The sequence below is a fragment of the Stenotrophomonas sp. 364 genome, from assembly GCF_009832905.1.
Taxonomy (GTDB): domain Bacteria; phylum Pseudomonadota; class Gammaproteobacteria; order Xanthomonadales; family Xanthomonadaceae; genus Stenotrophomonas; species Stenotrophomonas maltophilia_AP.
In genome coordinates this window covers 3625392-3644357 of the sequence record NZ_CP047135.1, presented here as the reverse complement: position 1 = coordinate 3644357, position 18966 = coordinate 3625392, and the positions used below count along the sequence as shown (strand labels likewise).

The 18966-nt window shown below is 67.5% G+C and carries 17 protein-coding genes; 13 read left to right on the top strand and 4 right to left on the bottom strand.

Annotated features, from left to right (window positions below):
- The first annotated feature begins 41 nt into the window (after nucleotides 1–41).
- On the top strand, nucleotides 42–1256 hold the full coding sequence (locus GQ674_RS16385; protein WP_038686203.1) for a D-alanyl-D-alanine carboxypeptidase family protein: 1215 nt from the start codon (nucleotides 42–44) through the stop codon (nucleotides 1254–1256).
- 460 nt (nucleotides 1257–1716) lie between these two features.
- Here the strand turns inward: GQ674_RS16385 and GQ674_RS16380 are convergent, their stop codons facing one another.
- The gene (locus tag GQ674_RS16380; RefSeq protein ID WP_201290169.1) at nucleotides 1717–2781 is read right to left on the bottom strand and encodes a lipid A deacylase LpxR family protein; all 1065 of its coding nucleotides are present in this window, start codon (nucleotides 2779–2781) and stop codon (nucleotides 1717–1719) included.
- A 193-nt stretch (nucleotides 2782–2974) separates the two neighbouring features.
- Between GQ674_RS16380 and GQ674_RS16375 the strand changes: the two genes are divergently transcribed.
- The 7 genes from GQ674_RS16375 (at nucleotide 2975) to gnd (ending at nucleotide 10746) form a co-directional block, all read left to right on the top strand.
- The gene (locus tag GQ674_RS16375) at nucleotides 2975–3253 is read left to right on the top strand and encodes a DUF493 family protein (RefSeq protein ID WP_128097003.1); all 279 of its coding nucleotides are present in this window, start codon (nucleotides 2975–2977) and stop codon (nucleotides 3251–3253) included.
- On the top strand, nucleotides 3241–3948 hold the full coding sequence (gene lipB, locus GQ674_RS16370) for a lipoyl(octanoyl) transferase LipB (protein ID WP_159497920.1): 708 nt from the start codon (nucleotides 3241–3243) through the stop codon (nucleotides 3946–3948). The genes GQ674_RS16375 and lipB overlap by 13 nt, the downstream gene beginning before the upstream one ends.
- A 17-nt stretch (nucleotides 3949–3965) precedes the next feature.
- Entirely contained in the window at nucleotides 3966–4976 is a 1011-nt protein-coding gene (gene lipA / locus GQ674_RS16365) for a lipoyl synthase (RefSeq protein WP_038686209.1), read from the top strand.
- A gap of 601 nt (nucleotides 4977–5577) precedes the next feature.
- Entirely contained in the window at nucleotides 5578–7755 is a 2178-nt protein-coding gene (locus GQ674_RS16360) for a carboxy terminal-processing peptidase (protein WP_159497919.1), read from the top strand.
- A 140-nt stretch (nucleotides 7756–7895) separates the two neighbouring features.
- Entirely contained in the window at nucleotides 7896–8531 is a 636-nt protein-coding gene (locus tag GQ674_RS16355; RefSeq protein ID WP_159497918.1) for a DUF2242 domain-containing protein, read from the top strand.
- Nucleotides 8532–8601: 70 nt separating this feature from the next.
- Nucleotides 8602–9822, top strand: coding sequence for a hypothetical protein (locus GQ674_RS16350; RefSeq protein WP_159497917.1), 1221 nt, complete (start codon nucleotides 8602–8604; stop codon nucleotides 9820–9822).
- A gap of 18 nt (nucleotides 9823–9840) precedes the next feature.
- Nucleotides 9841–10746 (top strand): phosphogluconate dehydrogenase (NAD(+)-dependent, decarboxylating), encoded by a 906-nt coding sequence (gene gnd, locus GQ674_RS16345; RefSeq protein ID WP_159497916.1) that lies wholly within the window; start codon nucleotides 9841–9843, stop codon nucleotides 10744–10746.
- An 87-nt stretch (nucleotides 10747–10833) separates the two neighbouring features.
- Here the strand turns inward: gnd and GQ674_RS16340 are convergent, their stop codons facing one another.
- Complete coding sequence (locus GQ674_RS16340; protein ID WP_159497915.1) at nucleotides 10834–11877, bottom strand: oxidoreductase; 1044 nt, start codon at nucleotides 11875–11877, stop codon at nucleotides 10834–10836.
- A 168-nt stretch (nucleotides 11878–12045) separates the two neighbouring features.
- Here GQ674_RS16340 and GQ674_RS16335 point away from each other — a divergent pair, with 168 nt between their 5' ends.
- From GQ674_RS16335 to GQ674_RS16320, 4 genes are all read left to right on the top strand, one after another.
- Nucleotides 12046–12423 carry a BON domain-containing protein gene (locus GQ674_RS16335; RefSeq protein WP_159497914.1) on the top strand — a complete coding sequence of 126 codons (378 nt, stop codon included), beginning with the start codon at nucleotides 12046–12048 and terminating at the stop codon, nucleotides 12421–12423.
- A 649-nt stretch (nucleotides 12424–13072) separates the two neighbouring features.
- A complete protein-coding gene (locus GQ674_RS16330) occupies nucleotides 13073–14890 on the top strand; it encodes an ATP-binding protein (RefSeq protein WP_159497913.1) in 1818 nt (605 codons plus the stop codon).
- Complete coding sequence (locus GQ674_RS16325) at nucleotides 14887–15327, top strand: response regulator (protein WP_038686220.1); 441 nt, start codon at nucleotides 14887–14889, stop codon at nucleotides 15325–15327. Before GQ674_RS16330 ends, GQ674_RS16325 begins: the two co-directional genes overlap by 4 nt.
- A 3-nt stretch (nucleotides 15328–15330) precedes the next feature.
- Nucleotides 15331–16848, top strand: a complete 1518-nt coding sequence (locus GQ674_RS16320) for an ATP-binding protein (protein WP_159497912.1) — start codon at nucleotides 15331–15333, stop codon at nucleotides 16846–16848.
- 10 nt (nucleotides 16849–16858) lie between these two features.
- Here GQ674_RS16320 and GQ674_RS16315 read toward each other — a convergent pair whose 3' ends face one another.
- Nucleotides 16859–17596 (bottom strand): 20S proteasome subunit A/B, encoded by a 738-nt coding sequence (locus GQ674_RS16315; RefSeq protein WP_159497911.1) that lies wholly within the window; start codon nucleotides 17594–17596, stop codon nucleotides 16859–16861.
- An 84-nt stretch (nucleotides 17597–17680) separates the two neighbouring features.
- Here GQ674_RS16315 and folK point away from each other — a divergent pair, with 84 nt between their 5' ends.
- Complete coding sequence (gene folK / locus GQ674_RS16310) at nucleotides 17681–18172, top strand: 2-amino-4-hydroxy-6-hydroxymethyldihydropteridine diphosphokinase (protein WP_159497910.1); 492 nt, start codon at nucleotides 17681–17683, stop codon at nucleotides 18170–18172.
- A 28-nt stretch (nucleotides 18173–18200) separates the two neighbouring features.
- On the opposite strand, the gene GQ674_RS16305 is transcribed toward folK, so the two are convergent.
- The gene (locus GQ674_RS16305) at nucleotides 18201–18938 is read right to left on the bottom strand and encodes a pteridine reductase (protein WP_159497909.1); all 738 of its coding nucleotides are present in this window, start codon (nucleotides 18936–18938) and stop codon (nucleotides 18201–18203) included.
- Between the last annotated feature and the right edge of the window lie 28 nt (nucleotides 18939–18966).

The following is an 18966-nucleotide window of genomic DNA, read 5'->3' as shown; positions in this document are numbered from 1 at the left end:
CCCTCTTTCCACCTTGGCGCCCTCCAGGAGCTTGCTGTCCGATGAAATTCCGCTTTGCCGCTGCTGCCATGGCCACGACCCTGTTGGTGGGCGTGGTTTCTGCCCAGACCCCGCAGCCGGCCCCGCAGCCGACGCCTGCTCCTGCCGCCGCCCCGATCACCGTTGCCACCCCGCCGGCGCCCAAGCCCAGCGTGTCCAAGGCCTGGGTGCTGATGGATTACGCCACCGGCCAGGTGCTGGCCGGCGAGAATGAACATGAACAGCTGGCCCCGGCCAGCATCACCAAGGTGATGACCTCCTACGTGGTCGCCGCTGAGGTCAAGAACGGCAAGGTCCGTCCCGACGACCAGGTGATGATGAGCGAGCGCGCCTGGCGCGAAGGTGGCGCCGGTACCGACGGCAGCTACAGCGGCTTCCCGGTGAACCAGACCGCGCGCCTGGAAGACATGGAGAAGGGCATGGCGATCCAGTCCGGCAACGATGCCGCGATTGCCTTGGCCGAGCACGTGGCCGGCAGCGAAGAGGCCTTCGCTTCGCTGATGAACAGCTACGCCGCCAAGATCGGCATGAAGAACTCGCACTTCGTCAACGCGCACGGCCTGACCGCGCCGGGCCACCACAGCACCGCCTTCGACCTGGCGCTGCTGGGCCGGGCGATGGTGCGCGACTACCCGGAGACCTACGCCTACAACAAGGTGAAGGAATTCACCGTGGGCACCATCAAGCAGCCCAACCGCAACCTGCTGTTGTGGCGCGACGGCAGCGTGGACGGCATCAAGACCGGCCACACCTCCGAAGCCGGCTACTGCCTGATGAGCTCGGCGCAGCGCGGCGACCAGCGCCTGATCGCGGTGGTGCTGGGCGGCAGCTCGGAAAAGCAGCGTGCCGATGACAGCCTGGCGCTGCTCAACTGGGGCTTCCGCTTCTTCGAAACCCACCGCATGTACGAACCCGGCAAGGCCGTGGCCGAGCACAAGGTGTGGAAGGGCAAGACCGACACCGTGCAGCTGGGCGTGGCCCAGCCGCTGCTGGTGAGCGTGCCGCGTGGCCGCTACAACGACCTCAAGCCGACCATCGACGTGCCCAAGACCCTGGAGGCGCCGTTCACCGCGGGCCAGCAGATCGGCTCGCTGAAGGTGACGCTGGATGGCAAGGTGGTGGCCGAAGCCCCGCTGGTGGCCGTGGCCGCCGTGGAAGAAGCCGGCTTCTTCAAGCGCCTGTGGGACAGCTTCTGGATGTGGTGGGAATCGGAGTGATGCCTGCCCGACCGTAGTGAAGAAAGACCGGCGCATGCCGGTCTTTTTTTTGGGGCTGCGATGGGCCGATTGATGGTGTGCCGACCAACGGTCGGCAGCTACAGGGTGAACCGGTGCGTTTATCCGGCCGAACCGCTGGGAATCTGCGTGAACCGCTGCGAATCCCGGGCGAAACGGTGCGATTCCGGGTAGTGCCGGCCGCTGGCCGGCTCCTCGCACACCCTGCTGGGGTCATGGGGGCGCCGACCAACGGTCGGCGCCTACCGGTGTTTGGATGGGTCATGGGGAGCCGGCCAGCGGCCGGCACTACCGAGCCGGCGGACAGCCGAGGCAAAAAAAGACCGGCGGGTGCCGGTCTTTTTCTCTTTGGTGTGCCGACCAACGGTCGGCAGCTACCCTGTCGGTGTGCCGACCAACGGTCGGCAGCTACCCTGTCGGTGTGCCGACCAACGGTCGGCAACTACAGCGAGCGACTGATGGTGAAGCTGCCAAATACCGGCGACTGGCGCTGGCCGTCGAACTCGCGGGTGCTGTGGTAGCGGGCCACGGCGAACTTCCAGCGGCCGCGCATGACCGCCACGCCGTAGCCGGCCTGGCCCACCACGTGGCGCTTGTCCACGCTGTGGCTGTTGCGGAAGGTGTTGCCGTCCAGGGTGATGTCGCGGATCACCCAGGCGGCGTCGGTGGTGGCAAACAGGTGCCAGGACCAACCGGCCGGCTTGCCGCCGCGGGTGGGGGCGGTGTTCTCGCCGGCCGGCCGCAGCGGGGTGCTGCCGAAGTCGTCGGGCAGCTTCCAGCCGAAGCGCACTTCACCGCCCGCATTGACGTGGGTGGCCAGGTTGCCCACCGCGCCGCCGTAATGGCTGATCGCATCCCAGCCCCAGCCGGTCGCGTTGTCGGTGGCATCGGCCGGCCAGCGGCGCATGCGCTCGTGGGTGAGCATGAACACCGGTTCGTTGTGCAACTGGTTGTCCCAGCCCTGGAACTTCTCGTCGCCCAGCAGTTCGTGCACCGCGTTCTGCACCTGCTTGCCCTGCGCCCACGGGCCCACCACGCCCACGGCGAGCTGGGTGGTCTGCAGGCGGTCGCCCCGGCGGGCGTTGTAGCCGAAGCTGCCGATCAGCACGCCGGCGTAGGGCCGGTCGTCCTCGATCAGGTCCTTCCGGGTGAAATCGGTGGGGGTGAAGATGCCCTGGGCCAGGCTGAAGATCATGTTCTGCTGCTCGAATTCGCCCGGGTGCAGCTTTTCCAGGTGCCGGTTGACCCAGCGCGCCAGGCGCGGCAGGCAGGCGTCGTCGGTGTAGTCCACCAGATTGGGCGAGACCAGGGTGAGCTGGGCGCCGTTGGTGTAGCCCTGGTCCTGGTCGGCCCCGCCGAACAGGTCGTTGTCGACGCGGAAGTTGACCTGCGGAGGGTGCTCGCGCATCGCGTCGGGGCCGCACTGGTTGGCGGCCTGTACCGCGGGGGCGACGAACGCCAGGGCGCCGGCAAGTGCGGCCGACAACGCATAGGGCTTCAACGACATGGAATTCCCGCTCAGGATTTGTTTTGTTTTTAAGCGCATGCAGCGTAGTGAACGCGTGATGTACTGACCATACCCGCGCACGCACTGGAGCGTTTTGCTGGTGAAGGCCGATTTTCACGTAGCGTTGGGTGCAGCTATGGGCACGATCATGCAGCGCTTGGGTTCGGCCGCTGGCGTCCCCATAATCGCGGTCATGGAGATCACGTCTGACAACCCCGACCACGGCTTCCAGTTCCCCGGCCAGTTCGAACTCAGCGCCATGGGCGCGGCCGGCCAGGAGCTTGAACGCGAATTGCCGCGCCTGCTTGAGCAGGCCGGCGTTGAAGTACTGACCGAGCGGGTCAGCTGGAAACACTCGTCCAACGGCAAATATGTGTCGGTGCGGCTGGTGTTCAAGGCCGACAGCCGCGAACAGTACGACGCCGCCCACGCCGCGCTGCGTGACCACCCGGAAGTGAAGTGGACGCTGTAGCCGCCTGCGACAGCGTTCCCAGCCCGGGTGCCCGTCCGCCGCAGCCGGCGCGGGTGCGCCAGCTGGGCCGGCAGCCGTATGCGCCGGTCTGGCATGCCATGCAGCGGTTCACCGACAACCGCGACGACAGCACGGCCGACGAGCTGTGGGTGGTCGAGCACGACCCGGTGTTCACCCTGGGCCAGGCCGGCAAGGACGAGCACGTGCTGGCGCCGGGCGACATCCCGGTGCTGCACGTGGACCGCGGCGGCCAGGTGACCTACCACGGGCCGGGCCAGATCGTGGTCTACCCGCTGCTGCAGCTGCGCCGGCTGGGAATCGGGGTGCGCGACTACGTGTGCCGGATCGAGCAGGCGATCATTGATACGCTCGACGAATGGAATATCGGCGCTGAACGGCTGGACGGTGCGCCCGGGGTCTACGTGGGCGGCGCGAAGGTCGCCGCGCTGGGCATCCGGGTCCGCCGCGGCTGCACCTTCCACGGGCTGGCCTTCAATGTGGCCATGGACCTGGAGCCGTTCCACCGCATCAACCCCTGTGGCTACCAAGGGCTGCAGGTGACCTCGGTGGTAGACTTGGGGGGACCGTCCGGCATGGCGGCCGTGACGCCGGTGCTGCTGGGCCATCTGGCCCGCCAGTTCGGCCTGGACCTCCAGCCGACCACTGATTTGCCCGATCTGACAGAGGCGGCGTAACGCCGCCGACCAAGGCCATGACTGAAACCACCGCTCGCCTCATTCCCCTGCAGATCGTGCAGGGCGACACGCCGTCCGTTGCGCCGCTGCAGACGGGCGTCAAACAGCTGGGCGGGGACAAGATCGGCCGCTCGCCGGTGCAGTTCGCCGATGCGCCGGTGCTGCGCAAGCCGTCGTGGATCCGGGTGCGGATTCCGTCGGGAAACGCGGTGCAGACGCTGAAGGCCAAGCTGCGCGAGAACCGTCTGGTGACGGTCTGCGAAGAAGCCAGCTGCCCGAACATCCACGAGTGCTTCAGCCATGGCACGGCGACGTTCATGATCCTGGGCGAGGTGTGCACGCGGCGCTGTTCGTTCTGCGACGTGGCCCACGGGCGGCCGAAGCCGCCGGATGCCAACGAGCCGGCCAGCCTGTCCCAGACGGTGGCCGACATGGGCCTGAAGTACGTGGTGGTGACCAGCGTGGATCGCGATGACCTGCGCGATGGCGGTGCCCAGCACTTCGCCGACTGCATCGGGGCCATCCGCGAGAAGTCGCCGAACACGCGTATCGAGGTGCTGACACCGGACTTCCGTGGCAAGGGCCGCATGGAGCGCGCGCTGGACATCCTGGCGACCAACCCGCCGGACGTGTTCAACCACAACATCGAGACGGTGCCGGACCTGTACCGCAATGTGCGGCCGGGTGCGGACTACCAGTGGTCGCTGACGCTGCTGAAGAACTTCAAGGCGCAGCATCCGTCGATCGCGACCAAGTCCGGCATCATGCTGGGCCTGGGTGAGGATCTGGACCAGGTGCGGGCGACGATGCGCGACCTGCGCGCGCACGACGTGGACATGATTACGATCGGCCAGTACCTGCAGCCGACGCCGCACCACCACCCGGTGCTGCGGTACTGGACGCCGGATGACTACAAGGCGCTGGAGGTCTACGGTTACGAGCTGGGCTTCAGCCACGTGGCCTCGGGCCCGATGGTGCGTTCTTCGTACCATGCCGACGTGCAGGCGAAAGGCGCAGGCGTAGCCTGATCCGGCCCGGCCCGGCTCTGCCCGGCATCGCTTTGCACGTAGTGCCGGGCTCTGCCCGGTATCGCTTTGTACGTAGTGCCGGGCTCTGCCCGGCATGGCTTTGCACGTAGTGCCGGGTTCTGCCGGGCATCCAGCCAACAGCACACAGCAGCGCTTCAGTTCTCCACATGCCCGGAGGGGGCAGGCCGCCCTCTCCAGGACACGCCAAATCCCTTCCATGGTGCTCGTCTGGCGCCATCCATGGCGCTAACGGTCCCGGAGAGGGCGGCCTGCCCCCTCCCCGACAGTGTCCTGCGCTGGCGGTTGCCAACGGCAAAAAACGCCTCCCGGTAGGTACCGACCGTTGGTCGGTACGGGGCGGGCTCCTCACGTTTCCTCCCGCGATTCGCGCGTTTTTCCTTCCGCGATCCGCGCGTTTCCACCGACCAACGGTCGGTGGCTCCCCGGCGCTGCCCCACATTCACAATTTGCTACAGACCCCGGTTTAGGCTGGAAATACGTGTTGCGCGGCGATGGATGACAAAGCCCGCAACTTTCGGCACTGTCGTGTGGTCTGATCCGCACGCAGTCTCCCCCTTGGCAAGGTGCCATGAGCAAGTTGATGAAATTCAAAGCCCCCGCATTCCTGATGGCCCTGGCGCTCACCGCGCCGCTGGCACTGGCCGCCTATGCCGATTCGCCGGCGCTGCCGTCGGCGGCCACGCCCGACCAGGTGACAACCTCCAAGCTGGTGTACGGGCTGCTCTCGGACAGCCGCTATGCCTACCGTCCGCGCGCGCTGGACGCGGCCACCTCCAAGGATGTGTTCAAGCGGTACCTGGAGGCGTTGGACGGCAGCAAGCAGTTCTTCACCCAAGCCGACATCACCCGGTTCGCGCCGTTCGAGGCGAACATCGCCACCGCCATCCGTGGCGGCGAGCTGGAGCCGGCGTTCCAGGTCTTTGCGGTGTACAAGCAGCGCGTGGGCGAGCGGGTGGGCTATGCCCGCAAGCTGCTCAAGCAGGACTTTGATTTCAGCAGCGACGAGAAATTCGAGTACGACCGCAAGGACGTGCCGTGGGCAGCCAGCAATGCCGAACTGGACGACCTGTGGCGCAAGTCGGTCAAGAACGACTGGCTGCGCCTGAAGCTGGCCGGCAAGCAGCCGGCCGAGATCCGCAAGACGCTGGACAAGCGCTACGCGACGCTGGAAAAGTCGGTCAATGAGTTGAAGGGCGAGGACGTGTTCCAGTTCTTCCTCAATTCCTACACCAGCGCGGTGGATCCGCACACCGACTACTTCACCCCGCGCACCGCCGAGAACTTCAACCAGGCCATGTCGCTGTCGCTGGAAGGCATCGGCGCGCAGCTGCAGCGCCAGGACGATATGGTGGTGATCCGCGAGGTCATCGCCGGCGGTCCGGTGGCGGTCAACGGCACGCTCAAGGCGGGCGACCGCATCGTCGGCGTCGGCCAAGGCAAGTCCGGGCCGATCGAGGATGTGATCGGCTGGCGCATCGATGACGTGGTGGCCAAGATCCGCGGCAAGGCCGACACCCAGGTGCGGCTGGAATTCATTCCGGCCGAGGAAGGCGTGGACGGCAAGCACCACACGCTGGTGCTGACCCGCCAGAAGGTGCGCCTGGCCGAGCAGGCCGCCAAGGGCGAAACGCTGACCATTCCGGCCAAGGACGGGGAACCGGCGCGCAAGGTGGGCGTGATCAAGCTGCCCACGTTCTACCAGGATTTCGAAGGCCGTCGCCGCAACGCCACCGACTATGCGTCCGCGACGCGTGACGTGGCCAAGCTGCTGGCCGGCTTCAAGACTGACAAGCTCGACGGCGTGGTGCTGGACCTGCGCAACAACGGCGGTGGTTCGCTGGACGAGGCGATCGAACTGACCGGCCTGTTCATCGAGCAGGGCCCGGTGGTGCAGGTGCGCGAGTCCGGCGGCCGCGTGACCGTCAACAGCGACCGCAGCGAAGCGGTGGCGTGGGATGGCCCGCTGGCGGTGCTGATCAACCGCGGTTCGGCCTCGGCGTCGGAGATCTTCGCCGGCGCCATCCAGGACTACGGCCGTGGCCTGGTGATCGGTGAGACCACCTTCGGCAAGGGCACCGTGCAGAACATCGTGGACCTGGATCGCTGGCCCACCGGGGAAGCGCAGCGCTATGGGCAGGTCAAGCTGACCATCGCGCAGTTCTTCCGCGTCAGCGGCAGCAGCACCCAGCACAAGGGCGTGGTGCCCGACCTGGCCTTCCCGGCGAGCGTGGACGCCAGCGAGTACGGCGAAAGCACCTACGACAACGCGCTGCCGTGGACCCGCATCGCCGCGGTGCCGCATACCCAGTACGGCAACTTCGGCCCGCTGCTGCCCAAGCTGGAAACCCGCCATGCCTCGCGCATCGCGGCCGACAAGGAGTTCCAGTGGTGGAACGAGGACGTCGAGCAGTTCCGTGCCGAGAAGGCCAAGAAGTACATCTCGCTCAACGAGGCCGAGCGCCGCGCCGAGCGTGAGAAGCAGGACAAGCAGCGAGTGGATCGCCAGGTGATCCGCAAGCAGCTGGGCCTGGATCTGGACCCGCTGGCCGATGACAGCAATGACGACGGCCTGACTGGCAACGAGCGTGACATCGTCAAGGATGCCGCCCGCGAGAAGGCCGCCGAAAAGCGCCCGGACCCGCTGCTGCGCGAATCGGCTGCGATCCTGGCCGACGCGGTGAACCTGCTGGAAACTGACCGCCCGCTGTCGGCCCAGGTGCTGCCGCAGTCCACCGGCGTGGGCCGCTGGGCGGACTGAGGGCGGTCGCCGCCCCCACCGCGGGGCATGAACCGGAAGCAACGAAGGGTCGGCCAGTGTGCCGGCCCTTCGCCGTTTTAGACCCGGCACATACGCCGGGGTGGCTATGCTGGGCGCAGTCTGTCCCTGCAGGAGCGCGCATGCGCCTGTCCCACGTAATCCCGGCGGGCCTGCTGGCCGTGTCGCTCACCGCCTGCGGCGGCCGCGCCGCCGACAGCACCCTGATCCGCGAATCCTTCGATTCCGGCGACACCTATTCGCGCACCGTGCCCGGTGCCCCGGCGCAGGCCTGCGAGGCGGCGCGCCGTACCCTGCTCAGCCAGGGCTATGCGATCGCGCGGGCCGACACCGCGGCGGTGGAGGGCAACAAGAACTTCCAGCCGCGCGACGAGGAGCACGAACAGCTGGTGCTGCGGATTTCCTGCGCGCCGCGCGGCGACCAGGCGCTGGTGTTCGTCAGTGCGGTGCAGGACCGTTACGCGTTGAAGAAGAGCCCGACCTCGGCCAGTGTCGGCGTGGGCGCGCTGGGCTCGGTGTCGCTGCCGTTCGGCAGCAACGACGACTCGCTGGTGAAGGTGGCCAGCAGCACCGTGCAGGACGCGCAGTTCTACCGCCGTTTCTTCGACCGCCTGCAGCAGTACCTGCCGGTGGTACCGGCAACGCCCCCGCCCGCACCGGTCGAGCCAACCCCGCCCGCGCCGCCGGCCGCCGCACCGACGCCGGTGCCCGAGCCCGGCCCCGCACCGGCGGCCGATACCCCGGTACCCACGCACTGAGCAGGCGGGCAGGGTGCCATCCCCAACCGTAACGCGCAGGCCTCGCCGCTGGACGCGGGTGCTGGCGGCCATGCTGTGTGCAGCCATCGGCACCGCGGCTGCCGCGCCTGGGCCGACCTGCACCCAGGCGCTGCTGGAAGAACTGGGCTGGCGCATCGTCGACGCGCCGGTGGCCACACCGGTGATCCACGGCGGTCCGGTCTGTACGCGGGCCACGTTGCCGCTGGCCCAGCAGGCAGGCGACCTGCGGGTGCAGGTGCCACAGGCGTGGACAGCCGACCAGCGCGCTGAATGGTTGACCGGGCTGTTCGACGACCCGGCCACGCGGTGTGCGTATATGTTCAAACTGGGCCAGGCCACGCGCCGGGCCGCCACGCAGCTGCAGGACAACCCCGGCTACCGCTTCTCGGCGCTGCAGCTGGGCTGGATCGGCTTCGGTGCACGCGGTGCGCAGGCGCAGGGCTGGCAGCGTTTCCGCAGTTTCGGGCGGGGCTATCAGCCGGCCGGCGCCAACAGCGCCGCGTTGCAGCACTTCTACGACGGCCGGGTCCGCTCCGAATGTGGGGTAGGGCGGCAGGTGGCGCAGCTGGCCACCCAGCGCGAGCTCTACGGTGATGCGGCCTTCGATGCCGAGTTCAGCCCCGGCGAACTGTCGATCGGCACCTTCCTGACCCTGCACGACACCGACAGCATCCTGCTCGGCCGCCACGCCGGCGCGTTCCTCGCCGATGGCAAGGCGGTGAAGACCGCGCAGCTCGGTCGACAGGCCTTCGTCGGCGCGCCCGGTTTCATCGAGCATGTGTTCGACAAGCGCTACCTGGACGACATCAACAACCAGGCCGAGAACTTCGTGGTGGTCGACGTCAGCACCGCGGCCGCCGAGGCGCTGCGCGTGCACGGCGGGTTTGCCCACTACGACACGATCAACCGCCAGATCTGGGCGCTGGCCCAGCGCATGCCCGGGCCGGGACCGCGCCGCTTCGAACGGCTGCTGATCGAGCGTGACCCGGTGTGGCGCAATGGCCTGCCCGCAGAGCAGAAACCGCTGCTGGCCGAACTGGACGCCCTGCTGGACGATCCGTTCTACCAGGGGTTCGTGATTTACGTGCATCCTCGCGGTATACGTCCTGTGCGTTATCACATCGCACGCCTGCTCGACCGCAACCCGCGCACGCCGTTTGCCTTCGAACTGGGCCTGCACAACCTGCATACCACGCTGTACCGACGCTGGATCGACGCACGCATTCGCCAGTGCGATTCCCCCTCGGCAGCACCCCCGCACCACAACTGACACGCTGGAAGGAGATACATGGACATTGCAATGATCGGCCTGGGAAAGATGGGCGCCAACATGGCCGAGCGCCTGCATCGCGGCGGCCATCGGGTGATTGGCGTCGATCCCGGTGAAGGCGCGCGCGACAGCGCGGCCAAGCGCGGTTTCCAGGTCAGTGCCTCGATCGCCGACACGCTGGCGCAGCTGCCGGTGCCGCGCGTGGTGTGGCTGATGGTGCCCGCCGGCGAGGTGGTCGACCAGACCCTGGCCGCGCTGGCCCCGCACCTGTCCGAAGGCGATGTGGTGATCGATGGCGGCAACTCGTACTACAAGGACTCGATGCGCCGCGCCGAACAGCTCAAGGGCGAAGAGGTCACCTACATCGACTGCGGCACCAGCGGCGGCGTGTGGGGCCTGGAGGAAGGCTACAGCCTGATGATCGGGGGCGAGGCGGCGGCCGTGGAGCAGGTGGGCGCGATCTTCCGCACCCTGGCCCCGGCGCAGGACCGGGGCTGGGCACACGTGGGCCCCAGTGGCGCCGGCCACTTCTGCAAGATGGTCCACAACGGCATCGAGTACGGGATGATGCAGGCCTACGCCGAAGGCTTCGCGCTGATGCAGCACAAGACCGACTTCAACCTGGACCTGGCCCAGGTGGCCAGGGCCTGGCAGCACGGCAGCGTAGTGCGGTCGTGGCTGCTGGACCTGAGCGCCGATGCGCTGGAGCGCAACCCGCAGCTCGACGGCATCGCGCCCTACGTGGAGGATTCCGGCGAAGGCCGCTGGACCGTGGCCGAAGCCATCGACCTGGACGTCCCGGCCCCGGTGATCACCTTGTCCCTGCTGGAGCGCCTGCGCTCGCGCGAGAAGAACTCCTTCAGCGACCGCCTGCTCGCGGCGATGCGCAACGAGTTCGGCGGCCACGCGATCAAAACCCGGTAATTCCCGGCCGCACCACCCGGTGCCGGCCGCTGGCCGGCTCCCGTCCAACCCCACCCCCGCGCCGACGCGCGCGGGGCGGTGGATGCGCTACCCCAGCGCCACCCGCCGGCCACTGCGCGCACTCTCCGTGCCCGCCGCCAGCAGTCGCATCAGCTGCAGCGCCTGCTCCGCGCTCACCGTAGGCGCGCCGGTCCCCAGCATCGCATCGCGGAACGCCGCATACAGGCGCCGGTAGTCGCCCAGGGCGTTGTCCACGCTGGCCGCGTGCTCGTGGCCCGCGGCATCCACGCTGACATGCTGGCCATGCACCGGGTCCAGCCCCCAGCCCGGCGCGCCCGGGGCGATCCCCTCGCGCAACTGGTCTTCCTGCACATCGCGACCGTGCTTGAGGTAACTGCCCAGACCACCATGCACGGCAAAACGCGGACGGGCGGCGGCCACCAGCGAGCCGGCGTGCACGATGGCCCGGTGCCGCGGGTAGTGCAGCACCGCATGGAAATAGTCGTCGCTGCGCGCGCCGTCGCGTTGCGCCATCAGATCGGCACTGATGGCCTGCGGCCAGCCGAACAGCTGCAGCATCTGGTCGAGCAGGTGCGGGCCCAGGTCCATCCACAACCCGGCCCCGGGTGCATCGCTCTCGCGCCAGCGGTCACGCACCTGCGGGCGATAGCGGTCGAAGTGCGAATGGCATTCGGCCACCTCGCCCAGCACGCCATCGGCCAGCAGCTGCTGCAGGGTGAGGAAATCGGCGTCGAAGCGTCGGTTCTGGAACACCGTGACCACCCGCTCGGCGCCCTGCGCGGCGCGCACCACCGCCTCGGCTTCGGTCAGGTCGAGCGCGAATGGCTTGTCCACCAGCACATGCTTGCCAGCCTGCAGCGCGGCAATGGCAAGCGGCGCGTGTTCGGCGTTGGGCGTGGCAATGACCACCGCGTCCAGCGCGGGATCATTGAACAGCTCAGCTGGCTGGTTGCAGATGCGCACGTCGGTGAAGCTGCGCAGAAGGCGGTCGCGCTGCGAACTGGCGATGCTGTGCAACGCCAGCCCCGGGGTGTGCTGGATCAACGGCGCGTGGAACACGCTGCCGGCCAGGCCGTAGCCGATCAATCCAACCTGCAGACGCGTGGTCATGGTGGGGCTCCAACCGTGCGGGCTATACAGCGTAGCGTGGGTTGTTGCAGCGCGGAACATGAACGGTTGTGCATCAACCTGAGCGGTTCACGGCGGCGTTATGTCTTGCCGACGTCCTGCACACGGCCCGACACGGAGACTGGCCACACACCCAAGGAGACACCGAACATGACCAACACGACCCGTAATCTGCTTGCTGCTTCGCTGGCCCTCGGCATGGTGCTGGGCACGTCGTCGGCCATGGCCAAGGACCCGCCGAAGACCACCGATCATGCCGCCATGACCCATGCGGACAAGCATGACTCTGCCGAGCCGGTGACCGACAGCTGGATCACCACCAAGGTCAAGACCGACCTGCTCACCAGCAAGAATGTGCCGGGCACCGAAGTCAAAGTGGAGACCGTCAACGGCGTCGTCACCCTGACCGGCACCGTGGCCAGCCAGGCCGAGCATGACAAGGCACTGCGCGTGACCAAGGGCATCAAGGGCGTCAAGAGCGTCGATGCCAGCGGTCTGAAGGTCGCTGCCGCCGCTGCCAAGCGCTGATTCCAGCAGCTGTTGCAAGTAACAGGGCGCGCCTTAGGGCGCGCCTTTTTTTGTTTTACTCCCCTCTGCGGGCAGACTGAAACGTGCTTTGACGCTTTCAGGCGCAGCCGTCGGCGGGTCGGGCGCTGGGGGCCCATGCCCTTTCCGGCGAATGTCCCCCGGCGTCGGCCTGCGGCCGCCCCCTCCTCCTTTATTTCGCCTCCAAGGGCATGGGGCCCCAGCGCCCGACCCACCGACAGCGCCAGAAAAGCCTGGCTTGTCCCCTTACCGCAAACCGAGCCCCGTAGCAGGCGGTAGGCTCCTGGGCAAAATAAAGGAGGAGGCCGCCCCGCGGCCGGGGGACATTTGCACCAGGGGCCTACCGCCTGCTACGGGGCCCTCACGCTCGCGACCGACCCGATCGGAGACACCAGCCGATCCAAACAGCGACTTCACACACCCGGCCACCTGCGTAGCGTCGCGCCGGAAGAACCTTTTCATCGGCGGCTGCGCACGAACCGCGTTCGCTTAATTGTTCAGAAAATACGGCGCATCCTATTCACAATGCGCTGCGGTATATTGACGTCTTCGCCCGCGACGGCGTGCCAAGGAAGCCGAGGCGGCCGCGACAGGCACCGCCGGCAACGGCATCGCACGGTGAAGAGGAACTATGGCGCTGGCTTTCAGTGATGAAATCTGGGATCGGTGGCGTTTACCGGCGTTGGCATTGGCCGCGGCGGCGATCATCGTGGTGCCGTGGGTCACCCTGCGACAACTGTCCGACGACAATGTCGAGGCCATGCGCTGGGTCACCCATACCCAGGACGTAGGCGTGGTGGTTTACCAGCTGCAGGCCGATGTGCGCGATGTGGAATCGGCCGCGCTGACGATGTCCAAGGGCATCGACGCACCAGGCCTGCGTGAGCGCCTGGGCAAGGCCAAGGAGATCCCGCAGCGCCTTCAGCGGCTGGCTGAACTGACCCGCGACAACCCCGAACAGCTGGTGCGCATCGGACGCATCCAGTCGATGGTCGAGCGGCGCATGGAAGTGGCCAGGCAGCTGGCCAAAACCTCGCCCAATGCCGACCAGCGCGAGCTGGTCCAGGACCTGACCACGCGCTACCCGATCCGCGGCCTGATCGAGGAACTGCAGGCCAGCGAAGAGAAGCTGCTGGCGCAGCGCACCGCGACCTTCCAGAAGCAGCAGCGCCGGGGCGAGTTCGTGTCATGGACTGCCCTGGCCATACAGCTGGCCCTGCTGGGCCTGGTACTGTGGCTGCTCTATCGCCAGGCCGGCCATCGTGCGGCCGCCGAGCGCGCATCGTTGCGTTCGACCGCGCGTGCCGCGTCAGTGCTGCATACCGTGCGCGAACCGATCGTGCTGCTCGATCGCGACCTGAAGGTGCAGCTGCACAACCCGGCCTTCGCCGAGCTCTACGGCCTGGACGAGGACAGCGGCGAAGTGCGGTCGCTGGACAGCATCGGCGACGGTGCCTGGACCGATGCGGTGGTGCGCCAGCGCTTGACCGACGTGCTGCTGCGCGGCCGCGAACTGTGGGACTACGAACACGAACAGCGCACCGCCGACGACCAGGTACGCACCATGTTGATCAACGCCCGCCGCATGCCCTTGCCCGACAAGGACGATGAAGTGGTGCTGATGACGGTCAGCGACGTCACCGTGCAGCGCGCCGTGCAGCAGCGCGTGGAAGAACTGAACCGGCAGCTGGAAGGCAAGGTCGAGCAGGTGTCCGAAGTGAATCGCGAGCTGGAGGCCTTCAGCTACTCGGTCTCGCACGATCTGCGCGCGCCGTTGCGCCACATCGGCGGCTTCTCGGACAAGCTTGCGCGCCACCTGGGCGACGACGCCGACGAAAAGTCGCTGCACTACTTGGGTGTCATCTCCAATTCGGCGCGCCGCATGGCGGCGCTGATCGACGACCTGCTGGTCTACTCGCGGCTGGGCCGCGCGGCGATGCGCATGCAGGCGGTGGATATGCAGTCGCTGGTGGCCGACACCCGCGCGATGCTGGACGCCAACCTGCAGACCGAGGCCGAAGAGACCGGCGTACCGCGCCATGTCGAGTGGAAGATCGCGCCGCTGCCGATCCTGGTCTCCGACGAAAACATGATGCGCCAGGTGTGGTTGAACCTGCTTGGCAACGCCATCAAATACTCCTCCAACCGCGATCCGGCCCGGATCGAGGTCGAGTACCAGCAACAACCCGACGGTGGCCACCTGTTTACGGTGCGCGACAACGGCGCCGGTTTCGACATGGCCTACGCGGCCAAACTGTTCGGCGTGTTCCAGCGCCTGCACAAGGCCAGCGAATATCCGGGCACCGGTATTGGCCTGGCCAGTGTGCGCCGCGTGTTGACCCGCCACGGCGGCCGCATCTGGGCTGAATCGGCCGTCGACCAGGGCGCCTCCTTCCACTTCCTGCTTCCTCCTGCGCTCGACGCAATCAATAAAGGCTCTGCCGCATGACCGCTCTCCGCACCATCCTCCTCGCCGAGGACAGCCCTGCCGACGCCGAGATGGCCGTCGATGCCCTGAAAGAGGCCCGTCTGGCCAATCCCATCGTGCACGTCGAAGACGGCGTGGAAGCGATGGACTACCTGTTGCGCCGCGGCGCCTACGCCAACCGCGAGGAAGGCCTGCCGGCGGTGCTGCTGCTGGACATCAAGATGCCGCGCATGGACGGCCTGGAAGTCCTCAAGGAAATCCGCAACACCGACGAGCTCAAGCGCCTGCCGGTGGTGATCCTGTCGTCCTCGCGCGAAGAAAGCGACCTGGCCCGCAGCTGGGACATGGGCGTGAACGCCTACGTGGTCAAGCCGGTGGACGTGGACCAGTTCTTCGGTGCCGTGCAGACCCTGGGCAAGTTCTGGGCCGTCATCAACCAGGCGCCGGAAGTCGAATAATCCATGCCGCTGACTGGCCCCTCCCTGGGTATGTTGCGCGTCCTGCTGGTGGAAGATTCCCCCGAGGACGCCGAACTGATGTGCGAGCAGATGCTCGATGCGGGGCTTGAAGCGAGCTTCGAGCGGGTGGAGAGCGCGCGCGAACTGCGCGATGCCCTGACCCGTTTCTCGCCGGACATCGTGCTGTCGGACCTGAGCATGCCGGGCTTTTCCGGCAACGAGGCCCTGCGGATCGTGCGTGCGTGGCATCCCGATGTGCCGTTCATCTTCGTGTCCGGCACGATGGGCGAGGAAAACGCGGTGGCCGCGCTGCACCAGGGCGCCAACGATTACATCATCAAGCACCAGCCGGCGCGGCTGCCTTCGGCGGTGGCACGCGCGGTGCGCGAGTCACGCAGCACGATGGACCGCCAGCGGGTGGAGGCCGAACTGATGCGCGCGCAGCGGTTGGAAAGCCTGTCGCTGCTGGCGGCCGGGCTCAGCCACGACCTGCGCAACATCCTGCAGCCGCTGCTGATCATGCCGGACCTGCTCAAGGCGCGCAGCGACGACCCGCAGCTGCATCACCTGGCCGACATCATCGCCGAGTGCGGCCGGCGCGGGCACGAGATGGCCGAATCGATGCTGTCGTTCGTGCGCGGGTCGCGCAAGCCGAGCGAGCACATCTGCATCGCGCACCTGTTCGAGGCCGTGGAACTGCTGTTGCGCAGCAACCTGCCCGACAAGGTCAGCCTGCACCTGGACGTGGCCGACGAAGGCCTCGGCGTGGACGCCAATTACACCGAGCTGCAGCAGGTGCTGCTGAATCTGTCATTGAATGCCATCCAGGCAATGCCGAGCGGCGGCCGCCTGACCCTGCGCGCGTCTGCCGACGCGGGCAGGCAGGGGGAAGAGTGGTTGCGCATTTCGGTGAGCGACGAAGGCACCGGCATGGATGCCGAAACCTTGTCGCACCTGTTCAATCCGTTCTTCACCACCAAGGCCAACGGCACCGGCCTGGGCCTGATCTCGTGCAAGCGGATCGTGGAAGGCGCCAACGGCACCATCCACGTGGACAGCACGCCCGGCGTGGGCACGCGCTTCGACCTGCTGCTGCCGATGCGCGAAGTGCCGGCCGAAGGCGAGGCGATCGACGCGCCGATTGCTGCGGGTGCAGGCCAGACCATCCTGGTGGTGGATGGCGAAGCCACGCGGCTGTCGCTGCTGGGCAATGCACTGTCCAGCCAGGGCTACCACCTGCAGTTGGCATCGGACGGCGCCGCGGCGCTGCGCTGGATGCAGCAGGAAGCGATGCCGGCGCTGGTGATTGCCGACGCCGGCTCCAAGCTGCTGTCGGCCAGTCACCTGCTGGGCGAGATGGCCACGCTGGGCTACCGCGGTCCGGCCCTGGTGCTGGAAGAGGCCGATGTCACCGTGCCGCTGGCGGTGTTCCCGCCGATCATCAACGTGCACGTGCTGCGCAAGCCGCTGGAGATGCAGCAGGTGTTCCGCTCGGTCGCCGAGGCGCTGGAGACGGCGTAACCGGGCGCGGTCATCCCGCTTCCCACGGAAACCCCGGCAGGCTGGCCACGGCCTGTTCCAGCTTGTGCGACCAACTCCCGTGGATTTCGGCGTACAGCGGCGAATCGCCGGCCAGGCGCATGCGCTGGCTGATGCGCAGGTCGCCGGTGCGGACCAACACCAGGTCCACCGGCAGGCCGACCGATAGGTTGGAGCGGATGGTGGAATCCAGCGACACGATCGCGGTGCGCGCCGCGTCTTCCAGCCGCGTCTGCGGGCGGATGATGCGGTCCAGGATCGGCTTGCCGTACTTGGATTCGCCGATCTGCAGGAACGGGGTTTCCGGCGAGGCAGCGATGGCATTGCCCAGCGGGTAGATCATGTACATGCCCGGCTGCTCGCCGCCCACCTGGCCGCCGAGGATCAGCGTGGCCTGGGTGTTGACGCCGTCGTGGCCGTGCTCGGGCGTGCTGGATTTGACCTGGCTGTCGACCAGGATGCGGCCCACGTACTCGGCCACCTCGAACAGGTGCCGGTAGGCGCGCAGGTTCTCCGCGCGCTGTTCCTCCACGTCGCGCCGCAGTCGCGAGATCAGCAACTGGGTGGTGGCCAGGTTGCCGGCGGCCATGATCACGAAGGCGGCCTGGCCCGGGAACTCGAATTCGTGCAGCTTGCGATGCACCCGCACGTCGTCCAGCGACGCGTTGGTACGGGTGTCGGCGGCGAAGACCAGGCCTTCGTCCACCTCGATGCCGACGCAATAGGTCATGTCGGTGTCCTATGATGTGCACCCCGATTCTATGCGCTGGCCCTGTTGGCCCGGTGTGGATTCGCCCCACGCATGCTGAATACCATGACCACTGTGCTCCTGAGCCTGGGCAGCAACCTGCAGCCGCAACAGCACCTTCACGCCGCGGTGGAGGCCCTGCGCGCGCGCTTCGGCGCCATTGCGGTCTCCCCGGCCTACCGCACCGCCGCCGTCGGTTTTGACGGCCCGGATTTCCTCAACAATGCGGTGGCCATCCAGACCGACCTGCCGCTGGACGCGCTGGATGCCTGGCTGCATGCGCTGGAAGACGCGCACGGCCGCGACCGCAGCGGCCCGCGCTTCTCCGACCGTACCCTGGACCTGGACGTGGTGTTCTACGGCGACCTGATCGTGGAGGGCCCCGGCCATCTGCGCATTCCGCGCCCGGAGCTCAAGCACGCCTTCGTGCTGAAGCCGCTGGCCGACATCGCACCGACCTTCATCGACCCGGTCAGCGGCCTGGACCTGGCCACGCTGTGGCGCGCGCACCGCCAGTTTGGCGAGACGTTCGAGACGATGGACCTGCTGCCGGGGTAGGTACCGACCGTTGGTCGGTACGCATCCATCAGGACAACGTCCGCCCACCATCCACGCGCAGGGTATGCCCGGTGATGAACGGTGCGTCGGTCACCAGCCAGTACACCGCCTCGGCGATCTCTTCCACGGTGCCGGTACGCGCCAGCGGCGTGCGCAGCAACAGGGCCTGCTGGGCGTAGTCATCCTTGCCCTGCTCGGGCCACAGGATCGCGCCGGGCGCCACCGCGTTCACCCGCACCTTGGGGGCCAGTTCCAGCGCCAGGGACCGGGTCACCATTTCCAGCGCCGCCTTGGCCGCGCTGTAGACCGGGTGGTCACGCATCGGCTGGGTGCCGTGCAGGTCGGTCAGGTTGACGATGCAGCCCTGGTGCCGGCGCAGCTGCGGAGCCGCAGCCTGGGCCAGCAGCAGGGGCGCGCGCGCATTGACCGCGAACAGGTCGTCCCAGTGTTCGGCGGTGATCTGGCCCAGCAGGGTGGGGTAGAAGTTGGAGGCGTTGTTGACCAGCGCGTCCAGCCGCCCGAACTGGGCCACGGTCTGCTCGACCAGGTCGGGCAGGGCGTTGGCGTCACGCAGGTCGGCCTGCAGCGCCAGCACGCTGCCCGGGCGCAGCATGTCCAGGTCGAAGGCCATCTGCTGCAGTTCGGCGGTGGAGGTATGCGCGTGCAGCACCACCGACCAGCCACAGGCATGGAACTGGCGGGCGATCGCCGCGCCGATCCGGCGTGCGCTGCCAGTGATCAGCACGACGGGTGCGGTATCGGTCATCGGGGGTACTCCGGGCTCGGCTATGCTG

Bases quoted from the DNA above. Each gene is read 5' to 3' on its own strand.
- gnd (WP_159497916.1), top strand. From the start codon at position 9,841: ATGGACATTGCAATGATCGGCCTGGGAAAGATGGGCGCCAACATGGCC.
- GQ674_RS16340 (WP_159497915.1), bottom strand. From the start codon at position 11,877: ATGACCACGCGTCTGCAGGTTGGATTGATCGGCTACGGCCTGGCCGGC.
- GQ674_RS16325 (WP_038686220.1), top strand. From the start codon at position 14,887: ATGACCGCTCTCCGCACCATCCTCCTCGCCGAGGACAGCCCTGCCGAC.
- GQ674_RS16315 (WP_159497911.1), bottom strand. From the start codon at position 17,596: ATGACCTATTGCGTCGGCATCGAGGTGGACGAAGGCCTGGTCTTCGCC.
- GQ674_RS16355 (WP_159497918.1), top strand. From the start codon at position 7,896: ATGCGCCTGTCCCACGTAATCCCGGCGGGCCTGCTGGCCGTGTCGCTC.
- GQ674_RS16350 (WP_159497917.1), top strand. From the start codon at position 8,602: ATGCTGTGTGCAGCCATCGGCACCGCGGCTGCCGCGCCTGGGCCGACC.
- GQ674_RS16330 (WP_159497913.1), top strand. From the start codon at position 13,073: ATGGCGCTGGCTTTCAGTGATGAAATCTGGGATCGGTGGCGTTTACCG.
- GQ674_RS16320 (WP_159497912.1), top strand. From the start codon at position 15,331: ATGCCGCTGACTGGCCCCTCCCTGGGTATGTTGCGCGTCCTGCTGGTG.
- GQ674_RS16335 (WP_159497914.1), top strand. From the start codon at position 12,046: ATGACCAACACGACCCGTAATCTGCTTGCTGCTTCGCTGGCCCTCGGC.
- lipA (WP_038686209.1), top strand. From the start codon at position 3,966: ATGACTGAAACCACCGCTCGCCTCATTCCCCTGCAGATCGTGCAGGGC.
- GQ674_RS16385 (WP_038686203.1), top strand. From the start codon at position 42: ATGAAATTCCGCTTTGCCGCTGCTGCCATGGCCACGACCCTGTTGGTG.
- GQ674_RS16360 (WP_159497919.1), top strand. From the start codon at position 5,578: ATGAAATTCAAAGCCCCCGCATTCCTGATGGCCCTGGCGCTCACCGCG.
- folK (WP_159497910.1), top strand. From the start codon at position 17,681: ATGACCACTGTGCTCCTGAGCCTGGGCAGCAACCTGCAGCCGCAACAG.
- GQ674_RS16380 (WP_201290169.1), bottom strand. From the start codon at position 2,781: ATGTCGTTGAAGCCCTATGCGTTGTCGGCCGCACTTGCCGGCGCCCTG.
- GQ674_RS16375 (WP_128097003.1), top strand. From the start codon at position 2,975: ATGGAGATCACGTCTGACAACCCCGACCACGGCTTCCAGTTCCCCGGC.
- GQ674_RS16305 (WP_159497909.1), bottom strand. From the start codon at position 18,938: ATGACCGATACCGCACCCGTCGTGCTGATCACTGGCAGCGCACGCCGG.